At 60.6% G+C, this 17,863-nt stretch carries 16 protein-coding genes; all 16 read right to left on the minus strand.

Annotation, left to right across the window (positions count from 1 at the left end; genetic code table 11):
* Positions 1 to 11: 11 nt before the first annotated feature.
* Entirely contained in the window at positions 12 to 1,001 is a 990-nt protein-coding gene (gene whiA / locus RAE09_RS00665) for a DNA-binding protein WhiA (RefSeq protein WP_250408517.1), read from the minus strand.
* Between the two features lie 174 nt (positions 1,002 to 1,175).
* Positions 1,176 to 2,159: a gluconeogenesis factor YvcK family protein gene (locus RAE09_RS00670; RefSeq protein WP_150850286.1), complete on the minus strand. Its 984-nt coding sequence runs from the start codon at positions 2,157 to 2,159 to the stop codon at positions 1,176 to 1,178.
* Between the two features lie 23 nt (positions 2,160 to 2,182).
* Positions 2,183 to 3,064, minus strand: coding sequence for an RNase adapter RapZ (gene rapZ, locus RAE09_RS00675; protein ID WP_200435698.1), 882 nt, complete (start codon positions 3,062 to 3,064; stop codon positions 2,183 to 2,185).
* Between the two features lie 40 nt (positions 3,065 to 3,104).
* Positions 3,105 to 5,180 carry an excinuclease ABC subunit UvrC gene (gene uvrC, locus RAE09_RS00680; protein ID WP_316980697.1) on the minus strand — a complete coding sequence of 692 codons (2,076 nt, stop codon included), beginning with the start codon at positions 5,178 to 5,180 and terminating at the stop codon, positions 3,105 to 3,107.
* Between the two features lie 3 nt (positions 5,181 to 5,183).
* Positions 5,184 to 5,732: a PH domain-containing protein gene (locus tag RAE09_RS00685; RefSeq protein WP_049360775.1), complete on the minus strand. Its 549-nt coding sequence runs from the start codon at positions 5,730 to 5,732 to the stop codon at positions 5,184 to 5,186.
* A gap of 75 nt (positions 5,733 to 5,807) precedes the next feature.
* A complete protein-coding gene (ribH, locus tag RAE09_RS00690) occupies positions 5,808 to 6,287 on the minus strand; it encodes a 6,7-dimethyl-8-ribityllumazine synthase (RefSeq protein ID WP_150850284.1) in 480 nt (159 codons plus the stop codon).
* 29 nt (positions 6,288 to 6,316) lie between these two features.
* Entirely contained in the window at positions 6,317 to 7,579 is a 1,263-nt protein-coding gene (locus tag RAE09_RS00695) for a bifunctional 3,4-dihydroxy-2-butanone-4-phosphate synthase/GTP cyclohydrolase II (RefSeq protein ID WP_302257774.1), read from the minus strand.
* 32 nt (positions 7,580 to 7,611) lie between these two features.
* The gene (locus RAE09_RS00700) at positions 7,612 to 8,205 is read right to left on the minus strand and encodes a riboflavin synthase (RefSeq protein ID WP_302257776.1); all 594 of its coding nucleotides are present in this window, start codon (positions 8,203 to 8,205) and stop codon (positions 7,612 to 7,614) included.
* Between the two features lie 35 nt (positions 8,206 to 8,240).
* Entirely contained in the window at positions 8,241 to 9,263 is a 1,023-nt protein-coding gene (gene ribD / locus RAE09_RS00705; RefSeq protein WP_150850281.1) for a bifunctional diaminohydroxyphosphoribosylaminopyrimidine deaminase/5-amino-6-(5-phosphoribosylamino)uracil reductase RibD, read from the minus strand.
* Positions 9,263 to 9,931, minus strand: a complete 669-nt coding sequence (gene rpe / locus RAE09_RS00710; RefSeq protein WP_302257780.1) for a ribulose-phosphate 3-epimerase — start codon at positions 9,929 to 9,931, stop codon at positions 9,263 to 9,265. Before rpe ends, ribD begins: the two co-directional genes overlap by 1 nt.
* Before the next feature lie 19 nt (positions 9,932 to 9,950).
* Positions 9,951 to 11,501 (minus strand): RsmB/NOP family class I SAM-dependent RNA methyltransferase, encoded by a 1,551-nt coding sequence (locus RAE09_RS00715; protein ID WP_302257783.1) that lies wholly within the window; start codon positions 11,499 to 11,501, stop codon positions 9,951 to 9,953.
* On the minus strand, positions 11,498 to 12,445 hold the full coding sequence (fmt, locus tag RAE09_RS00720; RefSeq protein WP_302257785.1) for a methionyl-tRNA formyltransferase: 948 nt from the start codon (positions 12,443 to 12,445) through the stop codon (positions 11,498 to 11,500). Before fmt ends, RAE09_RS00715 begins: the two co-directional genes overlap by 4 nt.
* 76 nt (positions 12,446 to 12,521) lie before the next feature.
* Positions 12,522 to 13,034, minus strand: coding sequence for a peptide deformylase (gene def, locus RAE09_RS00725; RefSeq protein ID WP_316980698.1), 513 nt, complete (start codon positions 13,032 to 13,034; stop codon positions 12,522 to 12,524).
* 99 nt (positions 13,035 to 13,133) lie between these two features.
* Positions 13,134 to 15,173 carry a primosomal protein N' gene (locus RAE09_RS00730; protein ID WP_316980699.1) on the minus strand — a complete coding sequence of 680 codons (2,040 nt, stop codon included), beginning with the start codon at positions 15,171 to 15,173 and terminating at the stop codon, positions 13,134 to 13,136.
* An 11-nt stretch (positions 15,174 to 15,184) separates the two neighbouring features.
* Positions 15,185 to 16,417, minus strand: a complete 1,233-nt coding sequence (gene metK, locus RAE09_RS00735) for a methionine adenosyltransferase (protein WP_049360757.1) — start codon at positions 16,415 to 16,417, stop codon at positions 15,185 to 15,187.
* 109 nt (positions 16,418 to 16,526) lie between these two features.
* Complete coding sequence (gene coaBC / locus RAE09_RS00740) at positions 16,527 to 17,774, minus strand: bifunctional phosphopantothenoylcysteine decarboxylase/phosphopantothenate--cysteine ligase CoaBC (protein WP_316980700.1); 1,248 nt, start codon at positions 17,772 to 17,774, stop codon at positions 16,527 to 16,529.
* Positions 17,775 to 17,863 lie beyond the last annotated feature (89 nt).

The raw sequence follows: 17,863 nt of genomic DNA on the forward strand, positions 1-17,863 counted from the left end.
GATTCCGAGGGTCAGGATTCGTTGAAAAGGTCATCTGTAATCGCTTGATTGGTATCGGGGATATCAAGCTCCTCGGCTCGTTTATCGGCCATCGACAGCAAGCGGCGAATACGCCCAGCTACTGCGTCCTTAGTCATAGGAGGCTCGGCCAACCGGCCCAGCTCTTCGAGCGAAGCCTCGCGGTGCTGAACTCGCAAGCGGCCCGCGTCTGCCAAGTGCTCAGGGACATCGTCACCCAAAATCTCCATGGCGCGGTCAACGCGCGCTGCCGCGGTAACCGCAGCGCGAGCAGAGCGCCGAAGGTTGGCGTCATCAAAATTGTCCAAGCGCCGCGAGGTATCGTGCGCCTCCCGTTTAACGCGCTTCTTTTCCCAGCTGAGGCGAGTCTCCTGAGCACCCATCCGGGTAAGAAGCGCCCCGATAGCATCACCATCGCGTACAACGACGCGATCTTCGCCGCGGGTCTCCTTGGTCTTCGCAGAGATACCAAGGCGGCGGGCGCAGCCCACCAATGCCAACGCAGCCTCTTGGCACGGGCAGGTGACTTCCAGCGCGGAAGAGCGGCCTGGCTCCGTGAGGCTGCCATGGGCAAGGAAGGCTCCGCGCCATGCTGCTTCGCTATCGGCCACGGTGCCGGAGATGACCTGCGGCGGCAGACCCACTACTGCATGGCCGGAGCGGGTGATAAGGCCCAGCCGACGGGTCAGCTCTTTCGCACCGGTGGAGATGCGAACCGTCACGCGAGTCTTCTTGGTGGTTCCTGCTGGGCCGGCGACATGGCTATCAGCAGTGATCCCATAGAGGTCATCAAGAGCGTTGATGAAACGCCGTGCAATAGCGTGGCTTTCTAGTTCTAGCTCATAGGACATGCTGTCGCCGGAAATATCTAGCTCGCCGGCGAAGCGCAACATCGCCGCCAGTTCGGCAGCGCGAGCGGACTGGCGTGGCACAACGACAGCCGTCAATTCTTCTTTGACCTGGTCGGTCAATGGTGTGGTCACCTAGTTCGCCCCATTTCTTTTCTCACAGTCACAAAGTACGCATACCGGCTAGAGCCATTGCTTCCAACCCAGTGCGGTGAAAGGATTTCTGACATCATACCGCGCGGGCTCGATCGCCGCGCAGTCGGTCGAGCGCGATTGGCCGCACCCTAGTCTGATGAATAAACGCTGGTTCTAATCGCTAGTGCTGCGATAGTCCGAATATAGGTCCAAGAGTGCCGCAGACAGCTTTTCCGGGTCGTGCTTATTGATGCTACGGCCATTGGCATCAACTTGGCTCACATCCGCGAAGGTAGCGCGAGCGCCTAGGGACTGCGCGGCGCGCTGAATATAGACGCGCTCACTATCGGTGGGTAAAGCCGCCTCGTCCACCAAAATGCGGTCAATCCGCAGATCGGGGGCGTGTTGAGCGAGCACATGCAAGTGGCGCTCCGCGGAGAAGCCATTAGTCTCACCGGGCTCGGCCGAAAGGTTCAAAACAACGACGCGCAGCGCATCGGAAGCAGAAATCGCATCCACTACCTCCGGCACGAGAGTATGTGGCAATACCGAACTAAACCACGAGCCTGGACCGATGGTGATGAGATCCGCGCGCTGGATGGCATCGAGCGCATCCGGATTCGCGCTGGGCTGTTCGGGCACGATGCGCACGCGCCGCACCTGGCCCGGCGTGGAAGCGACGGCAACCTGGCCGCGGACCTGGCGCATGACACGGGGGTCGTCGTCAAGCCCGGCTACGTCCGCCTCAATCTCTAGCGCCTGGTTGACCACTGGGAAGACTCGCCCCTGGGAATTAGTAAGCTCTGCAATGGTGTCCAGGGCAGCTTGATAATCACCGAGCACATCCGTTAATCCCGCAATCATCAGATTGCCCACCGCATGCCCTGCCATCGCGCCATTGCCTCCGAAACGATGTTGCAAAGTCCGTGCCCACAAGTCCCCCACTGGGTCACTATTGGCCAAGGCAGCCAGCGCCATGCGCAAGTCACCCGGTGGAATGATTTCCAGCTCGCGGCGCAAACGGCCAGAGGAACCGCCATCATCCGCGACGGTAACAATGGCAGAAATATCGGCCGCCTCGCTAAAGCGTGCGGACAGAAGGGTTTGATAAAGTCCATGGCCGCCGCCAAGGCAGACCATGTGTGAAGGATTGGTCATAAAAGCGTTAAAACTCCTGTGCTCTAGCCTCGAGCGATATCCCTATGCAAGGTGCTGACGTCCAAGGTGTCATTGTCTCGCAGGCGCGCCGCAATAGCCTCTGCGACGGCAACGGACCGGTGGTGACCGCCCGTGCAACCGACGCCAAGCGTGATGAAGTTCTTACCCTCATGGCGGTAGCCATCCAGCATGGTGGAAAACATCTGCAAGAAATTGTCTACGAATTCCTGCGCCGCTGGCTGCGAGAGCACATAGTGGGCAACTGGTTCATCCGTACCGCGGTATCCGCGCAGTTCTGGAACCCAATAGGGGTTGGGCAGGAACCGCACGTCTACTACTAAGTCAGCATCGCGGGGCGAGCCATTCTTAAATCCAAAGGATTCGACGGTGACATGCTGCTTTGCATTTTGCATCTCACCAAAGGCGGCCTCAATGGCACGGCGGAGATCATGAATGGATAGGTTGGTCGTATCGATAATGATATCCGCATGGGAACGCACTTCTGCCACTGCCTGGCGCTCGCGTTGGATTCCTACTTTGAGCGTGTCCCCCTCCTGCAAGGGGTGGGTGCGCCGCACCGAATCGAAGCGGCGGATGAGTACATCATCGCGAGCATCCAAAAAGAGCACGGTGGGCTTCATATTTAGTTCCGTAAGCTCATCCATAATCTCTAGCAGAGACCCTGGGAACATGCGCGAGCGCACATCCGTGACGGCTGCTACCTTGCCCACCGGAGTTTCTTCTTGGTTGCACAGCTTGAGCAGGTCAACAATGGCGCGAGGCGGAATATTGTGGGCCACGTAGTAGCCCTTGTCCTCAAACACTTTGGCAGCGGAACTCAACCCGCCGCCGGACATGCCGGTTATCAAAATGGGTGGAGTTTCGAAATGCGTCATGCTCTTCAGTCTAGCGCTTCAAGCTTCGCTGCCTCTAGGAGAATGCCACTTAATTGCCCGCAGAATCATGCAAACTCTCATACACGGTCTGGGCCAGTCTTGGACCAAAGCCATTAACCTCACAGATCTCATCCACAGTCGCAGCCTTGAGCTTTTTCACCGAACCAAAATGTTTGACCAGATCGGTGCGCCGTTGCGGTCCCAATCCCGGCACGGAATCGAGTACCGAGGAACGCATTCGCTTTGAGCGCTGCTGCCGGTGGTAAGTAATGGCAAAGCGGTGGGCTTCATCACGAATTTGCTGCAGGAGGAAGAGCGCTTGCGAGTTGCGCGGCAAAATCACCGGCTCATCATCGCCGGGAACCCAGATTTCCTCGAGGCGCTTGGCCAAGCCCACCAGGGTTACATCCACGATGCCTAACTCATCAAATACTTCTTGAGCCGCGGCCACCTGGGGCGCACCGCCATCTACGATAAAAAGCTGCGGTGGATACGCAAAGCGGCGACCCGCTTCGGAAGATTCTTCCGCCACCTTCTCCTCTGCAAAGGAAGACTCTTCTACTTCCTCATCCGGATGGGCCAGCTTATCTTGCTTGTGACGCTTAAACCGACGGCGCGTGACCTCTGCGATAGAACCGACGTCATCCGATCGGCCATCACCTGCCGCCTCCTTAATGCGGTAGCGCCTATAGTCCGACTTCTTGGGCAAACCATCTTCAAAGACCACCAGGGAAGCAACCACATCTGTGCCTTGAATGTGCGAGATATCAGTACATTCGATGCGCAATGGGGCTTGCTCCATGCCCAAGGCTTCTTGAATATCCTGCAATGCCGCCGAGCGTGCGGTGAGGTCTCCTACCCGCTTGAGCTTATGTTGGCGCAATTGCTCCTTGGCGTTTTTCTCCACCGTGGCCATAAGCTGTTTTTTATCGCCGCGCTGAGGAACGCGCAGGTCTACTTGGGCGCCGCGCAGCTCCTCCAGCAGCGCGACGACCTGCTCCGGTTCATCCGGCAGGGCCTGAACCAAAATCTGGCGTGGAATAACCTGCACGCGGCGGGATTTCATGTGCGATTCTTGGTCCACCCCGCGCCGCTTCACGTCCGCGGCGAGCGCAGCATCTTCCCGCGCCTCTTGTTTCTCGCGCTCTACCGCATCGGAATAGAACTGGATGAGGAAGTTTTGTACCAACGCGGGCAGCGCGGGATCAGGCTGCCCCTCTTCCAAGGGCTCTGAACTCGCCTGATCGCCGGCGCGTTCGACTACCCAACCGCGCTGACCGCGAATGCGCCCATCGCGAACGTGGAAAATCTGTACCGCTGCCTCAAGTTCATCCGAGTTAAAAGCAATGAGATCAGCATCCGTGCCGTCTGTAAAGACCACGGCTTGCTGTTCCATGATCTTGTCAATAGCGCCCAAGTCATCGCGCAGGCGCGCAGCGCGTTCGAACTCTAGGTTTTCGGCGGCCTGCTCCATGTCCTGGGTGAGTTTGCGGCGCACTGAACCGGTGTTGCCATTCATGAAGGACACGAGATCGTTGACCGTCTCGCGGTGGTCTTCTTTGCTTACTCGGCCAATGCAGGGTGCATCGCATTTGCCGATATAGCCCAATAGGCACGGCCGCCCGAGCCGCTCATGCCGGTTATACACGCCTTTTGAGCAGGTGCGCATGGGAAAGACGCGGGTAAGCAAGTCCAAGCTTTCGCGCACGGCCCAGGCATGGGAATAGGGGCCGAAATAGCGCACGCCTTTGCGCCGTGGGCCACGGTAGAAAAAGGCGCGAGGGACCGTCTCCCCGACCGAAACCGCGAGCATAGGATAGGTTTTATCGTCGCGGTACATGACGTTGAAGTGCGGATCAAAGCGCTTGATCCACGTGTACTCCAACTGCAAGGCTTCCACCTCGCTGGCAACTACCGTCCACTCCACCGAGTTGGCGGTGAGCACCATTTGGCGAGTACGCGGGTGCAGTTGCGTGATGTCCTGAAAATAGTTCGACAGCCGAGCGCGCAGGTTCTTGGCTTTGCCTACGTAGATAACGCGGCGGTTTTCATCGCGGAACTTATAGACGCCCGGGTCGGTGGGAATGGTTCCAGGGGCCGGGCGGTAGGTGGTGGGGTCAGCCAATTGTTAATCCTGAGGCATGTACTTGGCTTCCACGTCGCGGAAGCGGCGGACGTTGTCGATGACGGTGTCCTTATCGCCAGATTGCAACGCCCAGACGGGGACGAATTCGAACTCGGGCAGCTCAAGGCGTGCCATACGCTGGCCTACAGGGAAGGAAAGTCCGTAGACCACCTGCCACGGATAAAAGCGCGTGCCCACGATATTGCGGACCTCTACCCCATCCTCATTTGCGCGCAGGCGGGGACGGTTAAGAGCGATCCAGGACAGAACGGAAATGAGAACACCTACGCCAGGGAAGGCGAATTTGTCGATGGTAGTCACGTGCGCACCGGTAAAAGACACATCCAAGGTGATTCCCATGAAGATATGGATGGCCAGAACGAGGATCACCCAGGCGATAGCCACCTTGCGCAGGAAGGGCGAGGTCGCCGTAAACTCCCACGGTTTAGAGGTGGTCTGTGCGAAGGGATCGGCGCTGGTATAGGCCAATACTTCGGCGTCGCTAAGCTGGCGGCTGTGCTGCGGATTCTTTGGGGCCTGCGCCTCGTTCATGTGCATACTCCTTTGGGGCGCGCCCCGCTGGCCACCTTAGTGGTCAAGCATTGGGCGCTGACGCATTGCTAGAGGTTACTTCTGTGCTGCGTTTAGTGTACGTAACTGCAGCGCGGTATCTAAAGCCGCAATCATTGCTTCGGCGCCCTTGTTTTCTACCGAATCTGCAAAACCGGCGCGGTCGATGGCTTGCTGCTGGTCGTTGACGGTCAGCACGCCGTTAGCTACCGGGGTGGATTCATCGAGCGAGATACGGGTAAGCGCTTGGGTGACAGAGTCACATACGTAGTCAAAGTGCGGGGTGCCGCCACGGATAACGCAGCCTAGTGCCACCACGGCATCGTAGGAGCGAGCTGCTGCTTGGACCACAACGCCAAGTTCCAGGGCACCTATCACTCGGTATTCGTCAACCTCAGCACCATTGTCGGTAGCGGTCTGCACCGCCTGGGCATGGAGCTGGTCGCAGATTTCTGCGTTCCATGTAGCGGTAACCACGGCAACGCGCAGTCCACTGCCATCTACCTGGGCAATATCAGGCAGACCTTCTTTACTCATCGCTATCCTTTCAATCGCACGTCAAAGATTTATTTATGTTCTGCGTCCCACTGGGCAACCTGCGGAAGGTCGTGGCCCATGCGGTCGCGCTTAGTACGCAAGTATTCAATATTATCCGCGTGTGCTGGGGTGGCCAGCGGCGTGTGGTGGCTGGCATCCACGCCAAATCCGCTCAGCCCTTCGCCCTTATGCGGATTATTGGTTAAAAGGTTTGCGGATTCTATGCCGAGATCGCGAAGGATCTGCCCGGCCACGGAGTACTCGCGGGCGTCCTCGGGCAGGCCCTGCTCCAGGTTGGCATCGACGGTATCCATGCCCGAATCCTGCAGGCGGTACGCCTCCAACTTATGCAAAAGCCCGATGCCGCGTCCTTCCTGACCGCGCAGGTAGATGACCACGCCGCGGCCTTCTTGGCTGATAAGGCACATGGATTCATGCAGTTGAGGCCCGCAATCGCAGCGTCGTGAGCCAAAGGCATCGCCGGTTAGGCATTCCGAATGGACGCGCACTAGGACGTCGCGTGCGCCGCACAGCTGGGCGGGATCGCCGGCGACCAACGCAACGTGTTCCTGCCCGTCTACCTCATGGCGGTAACCGATGGCGGTGAAGTGACCGTATTCGGTGGGCAGCTCAGTGGTTACCTGGCGGGTGACCTGCGTTTCATTATGGCGGCGCCACTCGATGAGCTGCGCGATAGAGATCATGGAGAGCCCATGCGTATCGGCAAAGCGACGCAACTCTGGCGAGCGCGCCATATCCGTGGGGTCATCCTCCGAGACGATCTCGCACAGCACACCGGCCGGGCGCAGGCCCGCCAAACGGGCCAGATCAATGGAGGCCTCAGTATGTCCGTCCCGCTCCAGAACGCCGCCTGGGCGGGCACACAGCGGCACGACGTGGCCTGGGCGGGTGAATTCGCCCGGCGTGGTGTTTGGGTCTGCTAGGCGGCGGATGGTTTCTGCACGCGAAGTCGCAGAAATACCGGTACTTCCCGTTGCTGCATCCACGGTCACCGTATAGGCGGTGCCGCGCACATCCTGGTTGACCGCCAGCATCGGCGGAAGGTTCAGGCGGTTGCAATCGTCTGGCAATAAGGGTGCGCAGATATATCCAGAGGAATAGCGCACCATGAAGGCCACGAGTTCCGGGGTGGCTAGCTCCGCGGCGAAAATCAGATCGCCTTCATTTTCGCGATCCTCATCATCGATGACAACAACCGGCTTACCAGCGGCGATATCCGCGATGGCCTGGTCGATGGAATCTAGACGGATGGAAGTATCACTCGCGCTCATAAGGTAGCAGTCTAGTCCTTAGCCTCAGGGGGTTAAGCTTCGGGGTGAAGCATCTTTTCTACATACTTGGCCAGCACATCCACCTCGAGGTTTACCTCTCCTCCCACCGGCAAGGCGCCGTGAATGGTATCGCGCAATGTGGTGGGGATAAGGGATACCTCGAACCAGTCTGGGCCCACGGAGCTCACCGTCAGCGAGGTGCCGCTCACGGCAATGGAGCCCTTTTCCACGACGTACCGGGCAAGCTCGGACGGCAAGCTAAACCGCAGCACATCCCAGTTCTCGGAGCTAGTTCGGCTCTGGAGCGTCGCGGTGCCGTCCACGTGTCCTTGCATAATGTGCCCGCCCAGCCGGGTGGTGGGAAGCAGCGCCGGTTCGACATTGACCGGATCGCCCTCGGCAAGGCGCCCCAAGGCGGTGCGGTCAAGGGACTCCTGCATCACATCCGCACAAAAAGTATCCGCCGACAGATCCGCCACGGTAAGGCATACGCCGTTAATGGCAATGGAATCACCCAATGCGGCCTCCGCGACGGTGCGCGGGGCACGAATGCTCAGGCGAAGCGCGTCTGCGTGCGGCTCCATTGCCTCCACGGTGCCCAACTCTTGTACTAGCCCAGTAAACACGTCCAACCTTTCTCGCTATTAGCTGTTAAGAGCGCCTAGCGCACGTATTCAATAAGAACGTCATCACCCAGCGCCTTCATTCCCACCCGGCGGAAACGGGTGGCTTCTGCCAGCGTCTGGGTCACGGGGTGCGCGAGCACGCCGCGGCCTTCGCCCAGCAAAAGTGGCGCGATATAGGCAGAGATGGCATCCACCAAATCGGCCTTCAGGAAGCTACTGGCTAGGCCTGCGCCTCCTTCCACGAGGACGTCGCGGGCACCGGTGGCGTAGAGCTCGAAGAGCGCCTCTTCGATGCTCTCGTACTGCTCGTACCCTAGCTCGCGCAGGTGGCTTGCTGCATCGCCCGCCGATTCCAAATCACGCTTGCCGATGACCACCCGGCGTGGCTGGTGCGCGCGCAGGCTCCCGTCGTGAAAGCGTGCGGTGAGCGAGGGATTATCAGCCAGCGCAGTGCCGGTACCTACCACGATGGCATCGCGGTGCGCCCTATCGGCATGCACCCAGTCGCGTGCCTCCTCGCCCGTAATCCATTGGCTGGTTCCATCGGCCGCGGCCGTAAAACCGTCCAGCGTTTGCGCGAACTTCAAGGTGACGTGGGGCCGCTGGGTGCGCACGGCGAATAGCCATGGCACCAAAGCATCCTCGGCGTGCGGGGGCTTTTCTAACTTGGCGACGTCCACTCCGGCCTCCGCTAACACTTCTGCTCCACCCGCAGCCTGCGGGGTGGGATCGGCGTGGAGGTAGTACACGCGAGCCACGCCGGCATCGATAAGCGCCTGCGCGCAGGGACCCGTGCGGCCGGTATGCGCACAGGGTTCCAAGGTGACCACGGCCGTGGCGCCGCGCGCCCTATCTCCGGCCTCCTGCAACGCCATGACCTCGGCATGCGCGCCTCCCACGGGCTGGGTGGCGCCGACGCCCACAATTTCCCCAGCTGGCGACACGATGACCGCGCCTACCGGTGGATTAGGGCTCGTGGTTCCACGTACCTCAGCACCCGCGGCCATCGCGCGCAACAGCGCTGCGGAGAGAGTGCTGTTCTGGTTCTCCGCGGCCATCAGGCACCAGCCGCCAGATCACGCAGCTGCTTGACGACGCCGGCGGGATCGTCCGACTTGAATACGGCTGAGCCTGCCACGAAAGCGTCGCAACCCGCCTCGGCGGCTGCCCCGATGGTCTCGGGCGAAATGCCGCCATCGATCTCGATGACGGTTTCAAGGCCCTGCTCATCAATGCTGCGGCGCAGTTTACGGACCTTCTCCAGCATCTCTGGCATGAACTTTTGCCCGCCGAAGCCAGGCTCCACAGACATCACGAGCACCTCATCGAAATGGCGCAGCTTATCCAACCACGGCTCGATGGCGGTGCCTGGCTTGATGGAAAAGGCCGCACGCACGCCCAAATCGCGGATGCGCTGGGCCAAGTCCACCGCTGCTTGGTCATCGGCGACGGCCTCCACGTGGAAGATAATCGTATGTGCGCCCGCCTTGGCATAGGTCTCCACCCACTTTTCGGGTTCCTCGATCATGAGGTGGACATCTAGTGGCTTATCGGTGCTGCGATGGACCGTGGCCGTGATATCTGGGCCGAAGGACAGGTTGGGCACAAAGTGCCCATCCATAATGTCCACATGGACCCAGTCTGCGGTATCAATCGCCGCTAGTTCCTCGCCCAAGCGAGAAAAATCGGCGGCCAGGATGGAAGGGGAAATAATCGGTGCGGACATGCCCACCAGTCTATCGCGATTAGTCGGCTGCGCGGCAAAGCGCCGCAAAGAACATGGCGTCGGTACCGTGCCGATGCGGCCACATCTGCACGGACTTCTCATGGCCCACATCGCCCATATCAGGGATGAGAGCATGCGCATCGAGTTCTTCGGCGCCGAGTTCGCGCACGGCGCGGTCAACGATGCCCCTCGTCTCGCGCAGATCTGGCGAACACGTGGAGTAGATAACCACGCCACCTGGACGCACCAGGTTTAATGCGGAAGACAAGAGCTCGAATTGCAGCTGGTTAAGCTCGGCAATATCGGCCTCCGACTTGCGCCACCGCGCCTCGGGTCGGCGACGGAGGGCGCCGAGGCCGGAACAAGGGGCATCGACAAGCACGCGGTCAAAGCCCTCTCCCACCCCGGGATTGCGGCCATCTGCCACATGGACGTCCACGGGCAAATCGCTCACCGTCTTTTCAATCAGCGCCGCTCGGTGCGGAGATACCTCCACTGCATCAACATGCGCGGAGTCGATGCGGGCAAGCGCGCCCATCAAGGCCGCCTTACCGCCGGGACCGGCGCAGAGATCCAGCCACCGGCCGGTGTCCTCGCCTTCGAGGGGCGCCTCGCATACCGCGCGGGCAATCAGCTGCGAACCCTCGTCCTGCACGGCCGCCAATCCTTGGCGCACGGGTTCCAATTGGCCGGGGTCACCGGATTCCATGTACACCGCATAAGGGGAATAACGCCCCTCCTCATTGCCGGTCATCAGGGCCAATTCCTCGGCCGAGATTTCCCCGGGACGCGCCACCAGATGAACCGAAGGTCGATCCGAATCCGCCTCCAGGGCAGCCTCCAACTCCCCTAGGCCCAACACGCGGCTAAACGATTCCGCAATCCAGGTGGGGTGGGCATGCTTAAAGGCGATGCCGGCGATTTCTCCCTGCGGGGCGAGCTTGTCCAGCCAGGCCTTGGCCGGCGTCCGCGTAATGGTGCGCATGATGCCATTGGCAAAGCCCTTGGCCTTGACTTCACCGGCGGCTTCTACCAAACGAACGGTGGTATCAACCGCCGCGTGTGGCTCCACGCGGGTATAAAGAACTTGATAGGCACCCAGACGCAAGGCATCAACCACGGCTGGGGAAATGGCCTCGAGGCCGCGAGAGGAGCACTCTGCGATGACGGCATCAACTACGCCAAGGGTGCGCAGCGTGCCGTAGGTGATTTCGGTGGCGAAGGCGGCGTCGCGCCCCTTGAGCTTTTGCTTGCGCAGTGCCTTGGGCATGATGAGGTTGGCAAAAGCATCATCCTCGCTTACCCTGCGCACCACGTCGAAGGCGACCGAACGCGGCGCATCCACGCCCGCGGCCAGCGCGGCCTGAATCAGACCGCCTTCCTGGCGCTTGCCGGGACGCTGGCCCTTAGCAGCCTGCCGGCCCCTATGCTGCCCACCGCGGCCACCATGCTGCTGCCGTTGCGGGCGGCCATCTCGGCCCTTCGCACCAGTGGATTTGTGGGAGTCCTGCGGCTTTCCCGCCGGCGACTTATCCCCGGACTTGCTGCGGGAACGGAAACCACCACTCATTGAAACTTCACCTCGGCATCCTTGCCTAGTCCACGGGCCCAATCGGCCGCATTCATCATCTTCTTTCCCGGAGGCTGGATTTTACCCAGCTGGACTGGCTGCGAACCGGTACCGATGAATACGGCTTTCTTGGCAATGTGCAGCTGCCCTGGTTCTAGTTCCTGTGGAACCGCCGCCTCTTCTATGCGGCTGACCGGTCCAATCTTCACGCGGGCCTCGTCCCACATGGTCCATGCACCCGGCCCAGGCGTGTGTGCGCGAATGTGCCGATCGATGGCAAATGCCGGTTGGGACCACTCCACGCGTGCCTGCGCGGTAGAGATTTTCGGCGCATAGGTAGCCTCCCCCTGCTGCGGCTGCGCCTCCAGCTGTCCCGCCGCTAGGCCATCCATGGTGGCCACGAGCAGATCGCCGCCGGAATAGGCAAGGCGCGTCAACAGGTCATCGGCAGTATCGGTTCCTTTAATCTCCTCCGTCACGGTGCCGAGCACCGGGCCGGTATCAAGGCCCTCCTCAATGCGGAAGGTTGATGCGCCGGTCACGTCATCGCCTGCGGCAATGGCAGCCTGCACCGGGGCCGCGCCGCGCCATGCCGGAAGCAAGGAAAAGTGCAGGTTTACCCAGCCATGCTGTGGTAGTTCCAGCAGGTCCTTAGTCACCAGATTGCCGTAGGCCACCACCGGAATCGCCTCAGGCTGCAATTCCTTTAAGCGGGCGCGCAGCGCCTGCCCATCCTCCGAGTCAGGGCGCAGGGTGGTCGGGGTCAATACTTCGATGCCGTGTTCTTGGGCGAGCGCCTTCACTGGGCTCGGGTGAAGAGTGCGGCCGCGGCCCTTCTTCGCGTCTGGGCGGGTGATTACCGCCACCACCTCGTGCGACGAGGCAAGCAGCTTTTCCAAGGCCACAACGGCTGGCTCAGGGGTACCGGCAAAAATGATCCGCATGCGGGGAAACTCTCCTCTTATTATCGTTCAAAATACTAGGCTACAACGCCGCAACGCTGCCGCCACAGCGAGCGGGCTACGAGGCGTTAAACCACTCGGATTCACGGATGGCGCGCATGGCCTCCTTGCGCACTGGCGCCTCTAGGCGTTGTAGGAAGAGCACCCCATCGAGGTGGTCGGTCTCATGCTGGATGCACCGAGCCATCAGTCCTGAGGCCACCATGGACACAGGGCGCCCCTCAATATCCTGGCCAGACACAAAAACCTGGTTGAACCGCGTGGTTTCCGCGCTAATTCCCGGAATGGATAGGCATCCTTCCGGACCTATTTGCTGCTGCTCCCCCACCGGAGTCCAGGCCGGGTTAACAATCGCCCCACGCAGCCCAGATTGGGTATGCGAGCAGTCATAGACAAAGATTCGCTGCAAAATCCCTACCTGATTAGCCGCTAGCCCAACTCCCCCGGCTTTATCCATGGTCTCGAGCATATCGCTCGCCAGAGCACGCAGACCGGCATCAAATTTACTAATTTCCTCCGCGCGGCTGCCCAAGACTGGGTCGCCGTAGATACGCAGCTCTCGAAGGGACATGGCAATCACACCTTTCTCATGGCACCGTGACCAAACCGGCCGGTGGTGGCGGCTTCCTCCGTCGAGATTAGCGCATGAGCGCCTACGGCCCCGATATGGCTAACCCACGTGGATGGGGTCAACCACGATGCGCAAAGGCAGCTCATCCTTGCGGGCGCTGCGCGCGGCGTTGGCACTGCGCAATGCCCGCCCCAATTGGGAACGCGGCCCCAGCGGGGTGCGCACGACCAACCGCTGCGGTGGGCCAAAACGCTGGCTATCGTAGTCACCAGGCAGGCTCTGCCCCGGCGGAAGGGGAACTGGTCCTAATACCTCCGCGTGGTCTGGAAGATCCACAAGCTCGGCAAAGCCATCCAGGGATGCATCCGCACCGTCGATGGCAGCAAAATGCACCGCGGGTGGGAAGCGCACTTCGCGCCGGGCAGCAAGCTCTGCCGCGGCAGCGCCCACCATATCCCAGCGTAGGAAATGCTGGACTACGGTGAGCGAGTCATCGGCCGCCAGGATTACTCGACCACCCTTGAAATGCGGCTGCACCAAGGTAGCCGCCTGCGCCCACTTCGCTAGGGTGTCCTCCGTGGCGCGCAGGTCTTGCCGGTTGAGCAACGCACCGGCATCCAAGAGCAACGCCGCGCCATAGGCACCATCTTTTACTGTCGGTTCGGCGCCAGGGGTGGCAATGACCAGCGCCGGCGCATTGTCCACTGCATCGAGCACTTTGTTTCCGCCCGAGACCACTACCCGCGTATTGGGAAAGGCCCGGCCCATTTCTTCCGCGGTACGCTCCGAGCCCAACACGATGGCTCGCAGGCGCGGGGACCCGCATTCGGTGCACCGATGCCGCGCCTCAATGCGACCACACCAGCGGCAGGTAGGCATTCCCGCTTCGTCCGAGCCCGCGCTTGCCGACGCCCCCTTGGGCGGCAGCCCCAATGGCCCATTGCAATGCCGGCAGCGAGCCGGCGCTCGGCACTGGCCACAGGCCAAAATGGGCGCATAGCCCTTGCGCGGTACCTGCACCAGCACCGGCTCTCCCCTATCCAGCGCCTGGTGAGCAGCTTGGAAGGCCTGCGCTTGTACTTTGGTGGTGCCGCCCTGGAGGTCGCGGGCGATAGACAGGCCGAACGACCCCACCGCCTCGATAGCCGGGCACCGCGCCGTTGTGGTTTGCTCTTTGGCCACCACATCGTGCGCCCATCCTGATTCCACGAGGAGCTGTGTCTCTGCTGTTCGCGAATGGTTGGCCAAAACCATGCTGCAGCCTTCGAAGGCTGAGCGGGTGGTAAGTACTTCCCTCGCATGGACATAGGGCTTGAGGTTGTCGACCAAATTATCATTGCCATCATCGAGGATCACCGCCAATTGCAAGTCTTTGACCGGGGCAAAGGCAGCGGACCTGGTACCAATGACCACGCGGGCTTGGCCCACAAGCGCGGAGAGATAACGGCGATAGCGTGCCTGCGGGCCCATGCTATTAGTCAGCACCGTTATCTGCTTTGCGCCAAGTACCTGGCGAAGCGCGGCGTCTACAGCATCGACGCTCTTCTGGTCCGGGGCGACGAGGAGAACTCCGCCACCGCCAAGCGCCACTTTGGCAGCGAGTGCAGCCAGCGCATGTGCCCAATCATCGCCCGGGGCGATTTGCCAGGCGGCTCGGGCGAGCTTGCCCGCCAGAATCGAATCTACGAAAGCCTCGCCATGTTGATAGGCCGACCACCCTGATAGGTCGGGCTCGCTCGTGGTGCCGAGCTCCTCCCACGGGGTTTCTAGGTCGGATTCCTCCGCCTTGGCGTGCCGCGGCGGGATAGCGGAGCGGATAATGTCTGAGCGCACGCCGCCGTAGCGGTCTGCCAGGGCGTCGACAAGCCGGGCCAGCTGCGGCGGATAAACCTGGAAGGGGGAGATAACGCGCTCGATAAAGCGCAGGTTGCCGCCAAATTCGGAGTCATGTCGGCGTTCTAAGACAATCGCGTCCACCAAGCGCCCGTTGAAGCGGATGCGCACCTTAATCCCCGGTTGGACTTCCTCCGAGTCTGCCTCTTCTACGAGGTAATCAAATCCTCGGTCTAGGTGCGCAACCCCTAAAAGAGGCAACACCCGCGCAACCGGCTTCCGGGTGGCGGGTGTTTTCTTAGGCATAGGCCTCGATTCTACAGACCAGCGGCAGCACGCAATGCTTCCACTCGGTTCAACTGCTCCCACGGCAGCTCAACGTCGGTCCGTCCAAAGTGACCGTAGGCCGCAGTTTGCGCATAGATGGGGCGCAATAGGTCGAGCTCGCGAATGATAGCGGCCGGGCGCAGGTCAAATACCTGATTCACCGCAGCCTGGATATTCGCATCGCTCAGGCCTTCCTTGGCGGTACCGAAGGTCTCCACGTACAGACCCACCGGCTTGGCGCGGCCGATTGCGTAAGCCACTTGGACTTCAGCGCGATCTGCCAAGCCCGCGGCGACGATATTTTTGGCCACCCAGCGCATGGCATAAGCAGCGGAACGGTCCACCTTGCTCGGGTCCTTGCCAGAGAACGCGCCGCCGCCGTGGCGAGCCATGCCGCCGTAGGTATCGACGATGATCTTGCGTCCGGTAAGACCGGCATCGCCCATCGGACCGCCAAGGATGAAGGAACCGGAAGGGTTGACCAACAAGGTCGTGTCTTCGGTGTAGTACTTCTCCAAGCCGGCGTCCTTGATAACCCATTCAAGGACCTCACTGCGCAAGGGGCCTTCCAACCAAGCGCTATCGACCTCGGCATCGTGCTGCGTGGAAATCACCACGGTATCCAGGTGGGACGGCTCATTGTCGTCGGTGTAGGCAAAGGTCACCTGGGTCTTGCCATCCGGGCGGAGGTGATCGACGATTCCATCCTTACGTACCTGCGTCAGGCGGCGGGACAGGCGATGCGCCAAAGCGATGGGCAGTGGCATGTACTCAGCGGTCTCATTAGAGGCATAGCCGAACATCAGACCCTGGTCGCCGGCACCTGCGGTATCGTTTTCGGCGTCATAATCCTCGTCATGGGCGCGGGCTTCAGTGGAGTTGTCCACTCCGGCGCCAATTTCCTGGGACTGCTCGCCAATGGCAATATTCACGCCACAGGTGTTGCCATCAAAGCCGACTTCCGAAGAAGTAAAGCCGATGGACTTAAGGGTGTCGCGCACCAGCGCCGGGATTTCTACGTATGCCTCGGTGCGAACCTCGCCCACCACGTGGACCTGGCCGGTGGTTACCAACGTCTCAACGGCGACGCGGGATGCTGGATCCTTTTCCAGCAGGGCATCAAGGATGGCGTCAGAAATGGCGTCACAAATCTTATCGGGATGGCCTTCTGTCACGGACTCGCTGGTAAAAAGACGAGTTGCCACTGCAGCGTTATCAGTCACAAAAACTTCCTTTGTTCTCACTGTTGATTCGATGCTGTGGGTTTTCTACGCCCAAGCCTAATACCTCGCAATCCTAGACCAAGCGGTCTATAAATGCAATTTTAGTTGTCTACACCTGAAACATTTCATTCACGGCCAAAAGAATCTGAGCGGCGACAACCTGCTTCGAGCCATGCTCCACGCGTTGCGGCGCACAATCCGGACGCAAAATCCATCCCTCATTGGACTTTTGACCAAAGGTCTTTCCGCGCCCGACCTCATTGGCCATGAGCACATCGCAGCCTTTACGCGCAAACTTTTCCTGGGCATAGTCCAAGGCGGACTTCTGGGCATCGCCGGTTTCGGCGGCGAACCCCACAATTACGCACTCGGCAGGGACCTCCGAGCGCTCGCGCGCAGCGACGAGCCCTTTGAGCACATCCGGGTTTTCCACCAGATGGAGCGTCGAGAGTGCATCGTCTGCCTGTCCCTTCTTCATCTTTGATTCGGCAACCTCCGCCGGACGGAAGTCAGAGACTGCAGCGGCCATGATCACCACGTCCGCATCGCGGCACTCCTCGCGCATGACGTCCTCCAACTCACGGGTGGAGACAATGTGCCGTAGCTTCGCGCCGCTTGGCACAGGAAGCTGGGCGGTATTACCCGCAACGAGGGTGACCTCGGCGCCCATCTGGGCGGCCCATTCCGCGAGTGCAAATCCCTGCCTGCCGGAAGATCGATTGCCCAAGTATCGGACCGGATCCAGCTCCTCCTGGGTACCGCCGGCTGATATGACGACCTTCTTGCCCTGCCAGGTGTGTTGCACTCGGTAGCCCGCCAGTTCAGTGCGGACAATCTCCGCAATCTGTTCCGGCTCCGGCAAACGACCTGGGCCAGAATCCTTGCCGGTAAGGCGGCCGTGGGCGGGCTCGATGACGGTGATACCGCGACGTCGCAAAGTAGCCACGTTGTCCTGCGTAGCGGGGTTATGCCACATTTCAGTATGCATAGCTGGGGCCACAATAACCGGGCACGTCGCGACCAATACGGTGGCCGTGAGCAAATCGTCGGCTCGGCCTGCAGCCAAGCGCGCGATAAGATCCGCGGTGGCGGGCGCAATAACCACAGCATCCGCATGCTGTCCTACGTTGACGTGCTGCACCTCATCCACGGCCTCAAACACGCTCGTGGAGACGGGATGGCCGGATAGGGCCTCAAACGTAGCCGCGCCCACGAAGTTCAGTGCACTTTCCGTCGGGACAACGCGGACGTCATCGCCCGCTTCCTTGAGATTGCGCACGAGGTGGCACGCCTTGTAGGCAGCGATGCCGCCAGCGACGCCCAGAACAATATTGCGAGAGGTATCTTTATCAGTCACACCGCACGATGGTACCTGCCGACATAGAGAAAGGCCCCACCCGCCGCGACCAAGAGGTGCACCCCAATTCGGGGATGCACATCCGTGGC

Source organism: Corynebacterium tuberculostearicum (genome assembly GCF_032821615.1).
Lineage (GTDB): Bacteria > Actinomycetota > Actinomycetes > Mycobacteriales > Mycobacteriaceae > Corynebacterium > Corynebacterium tuberculostearicum_H.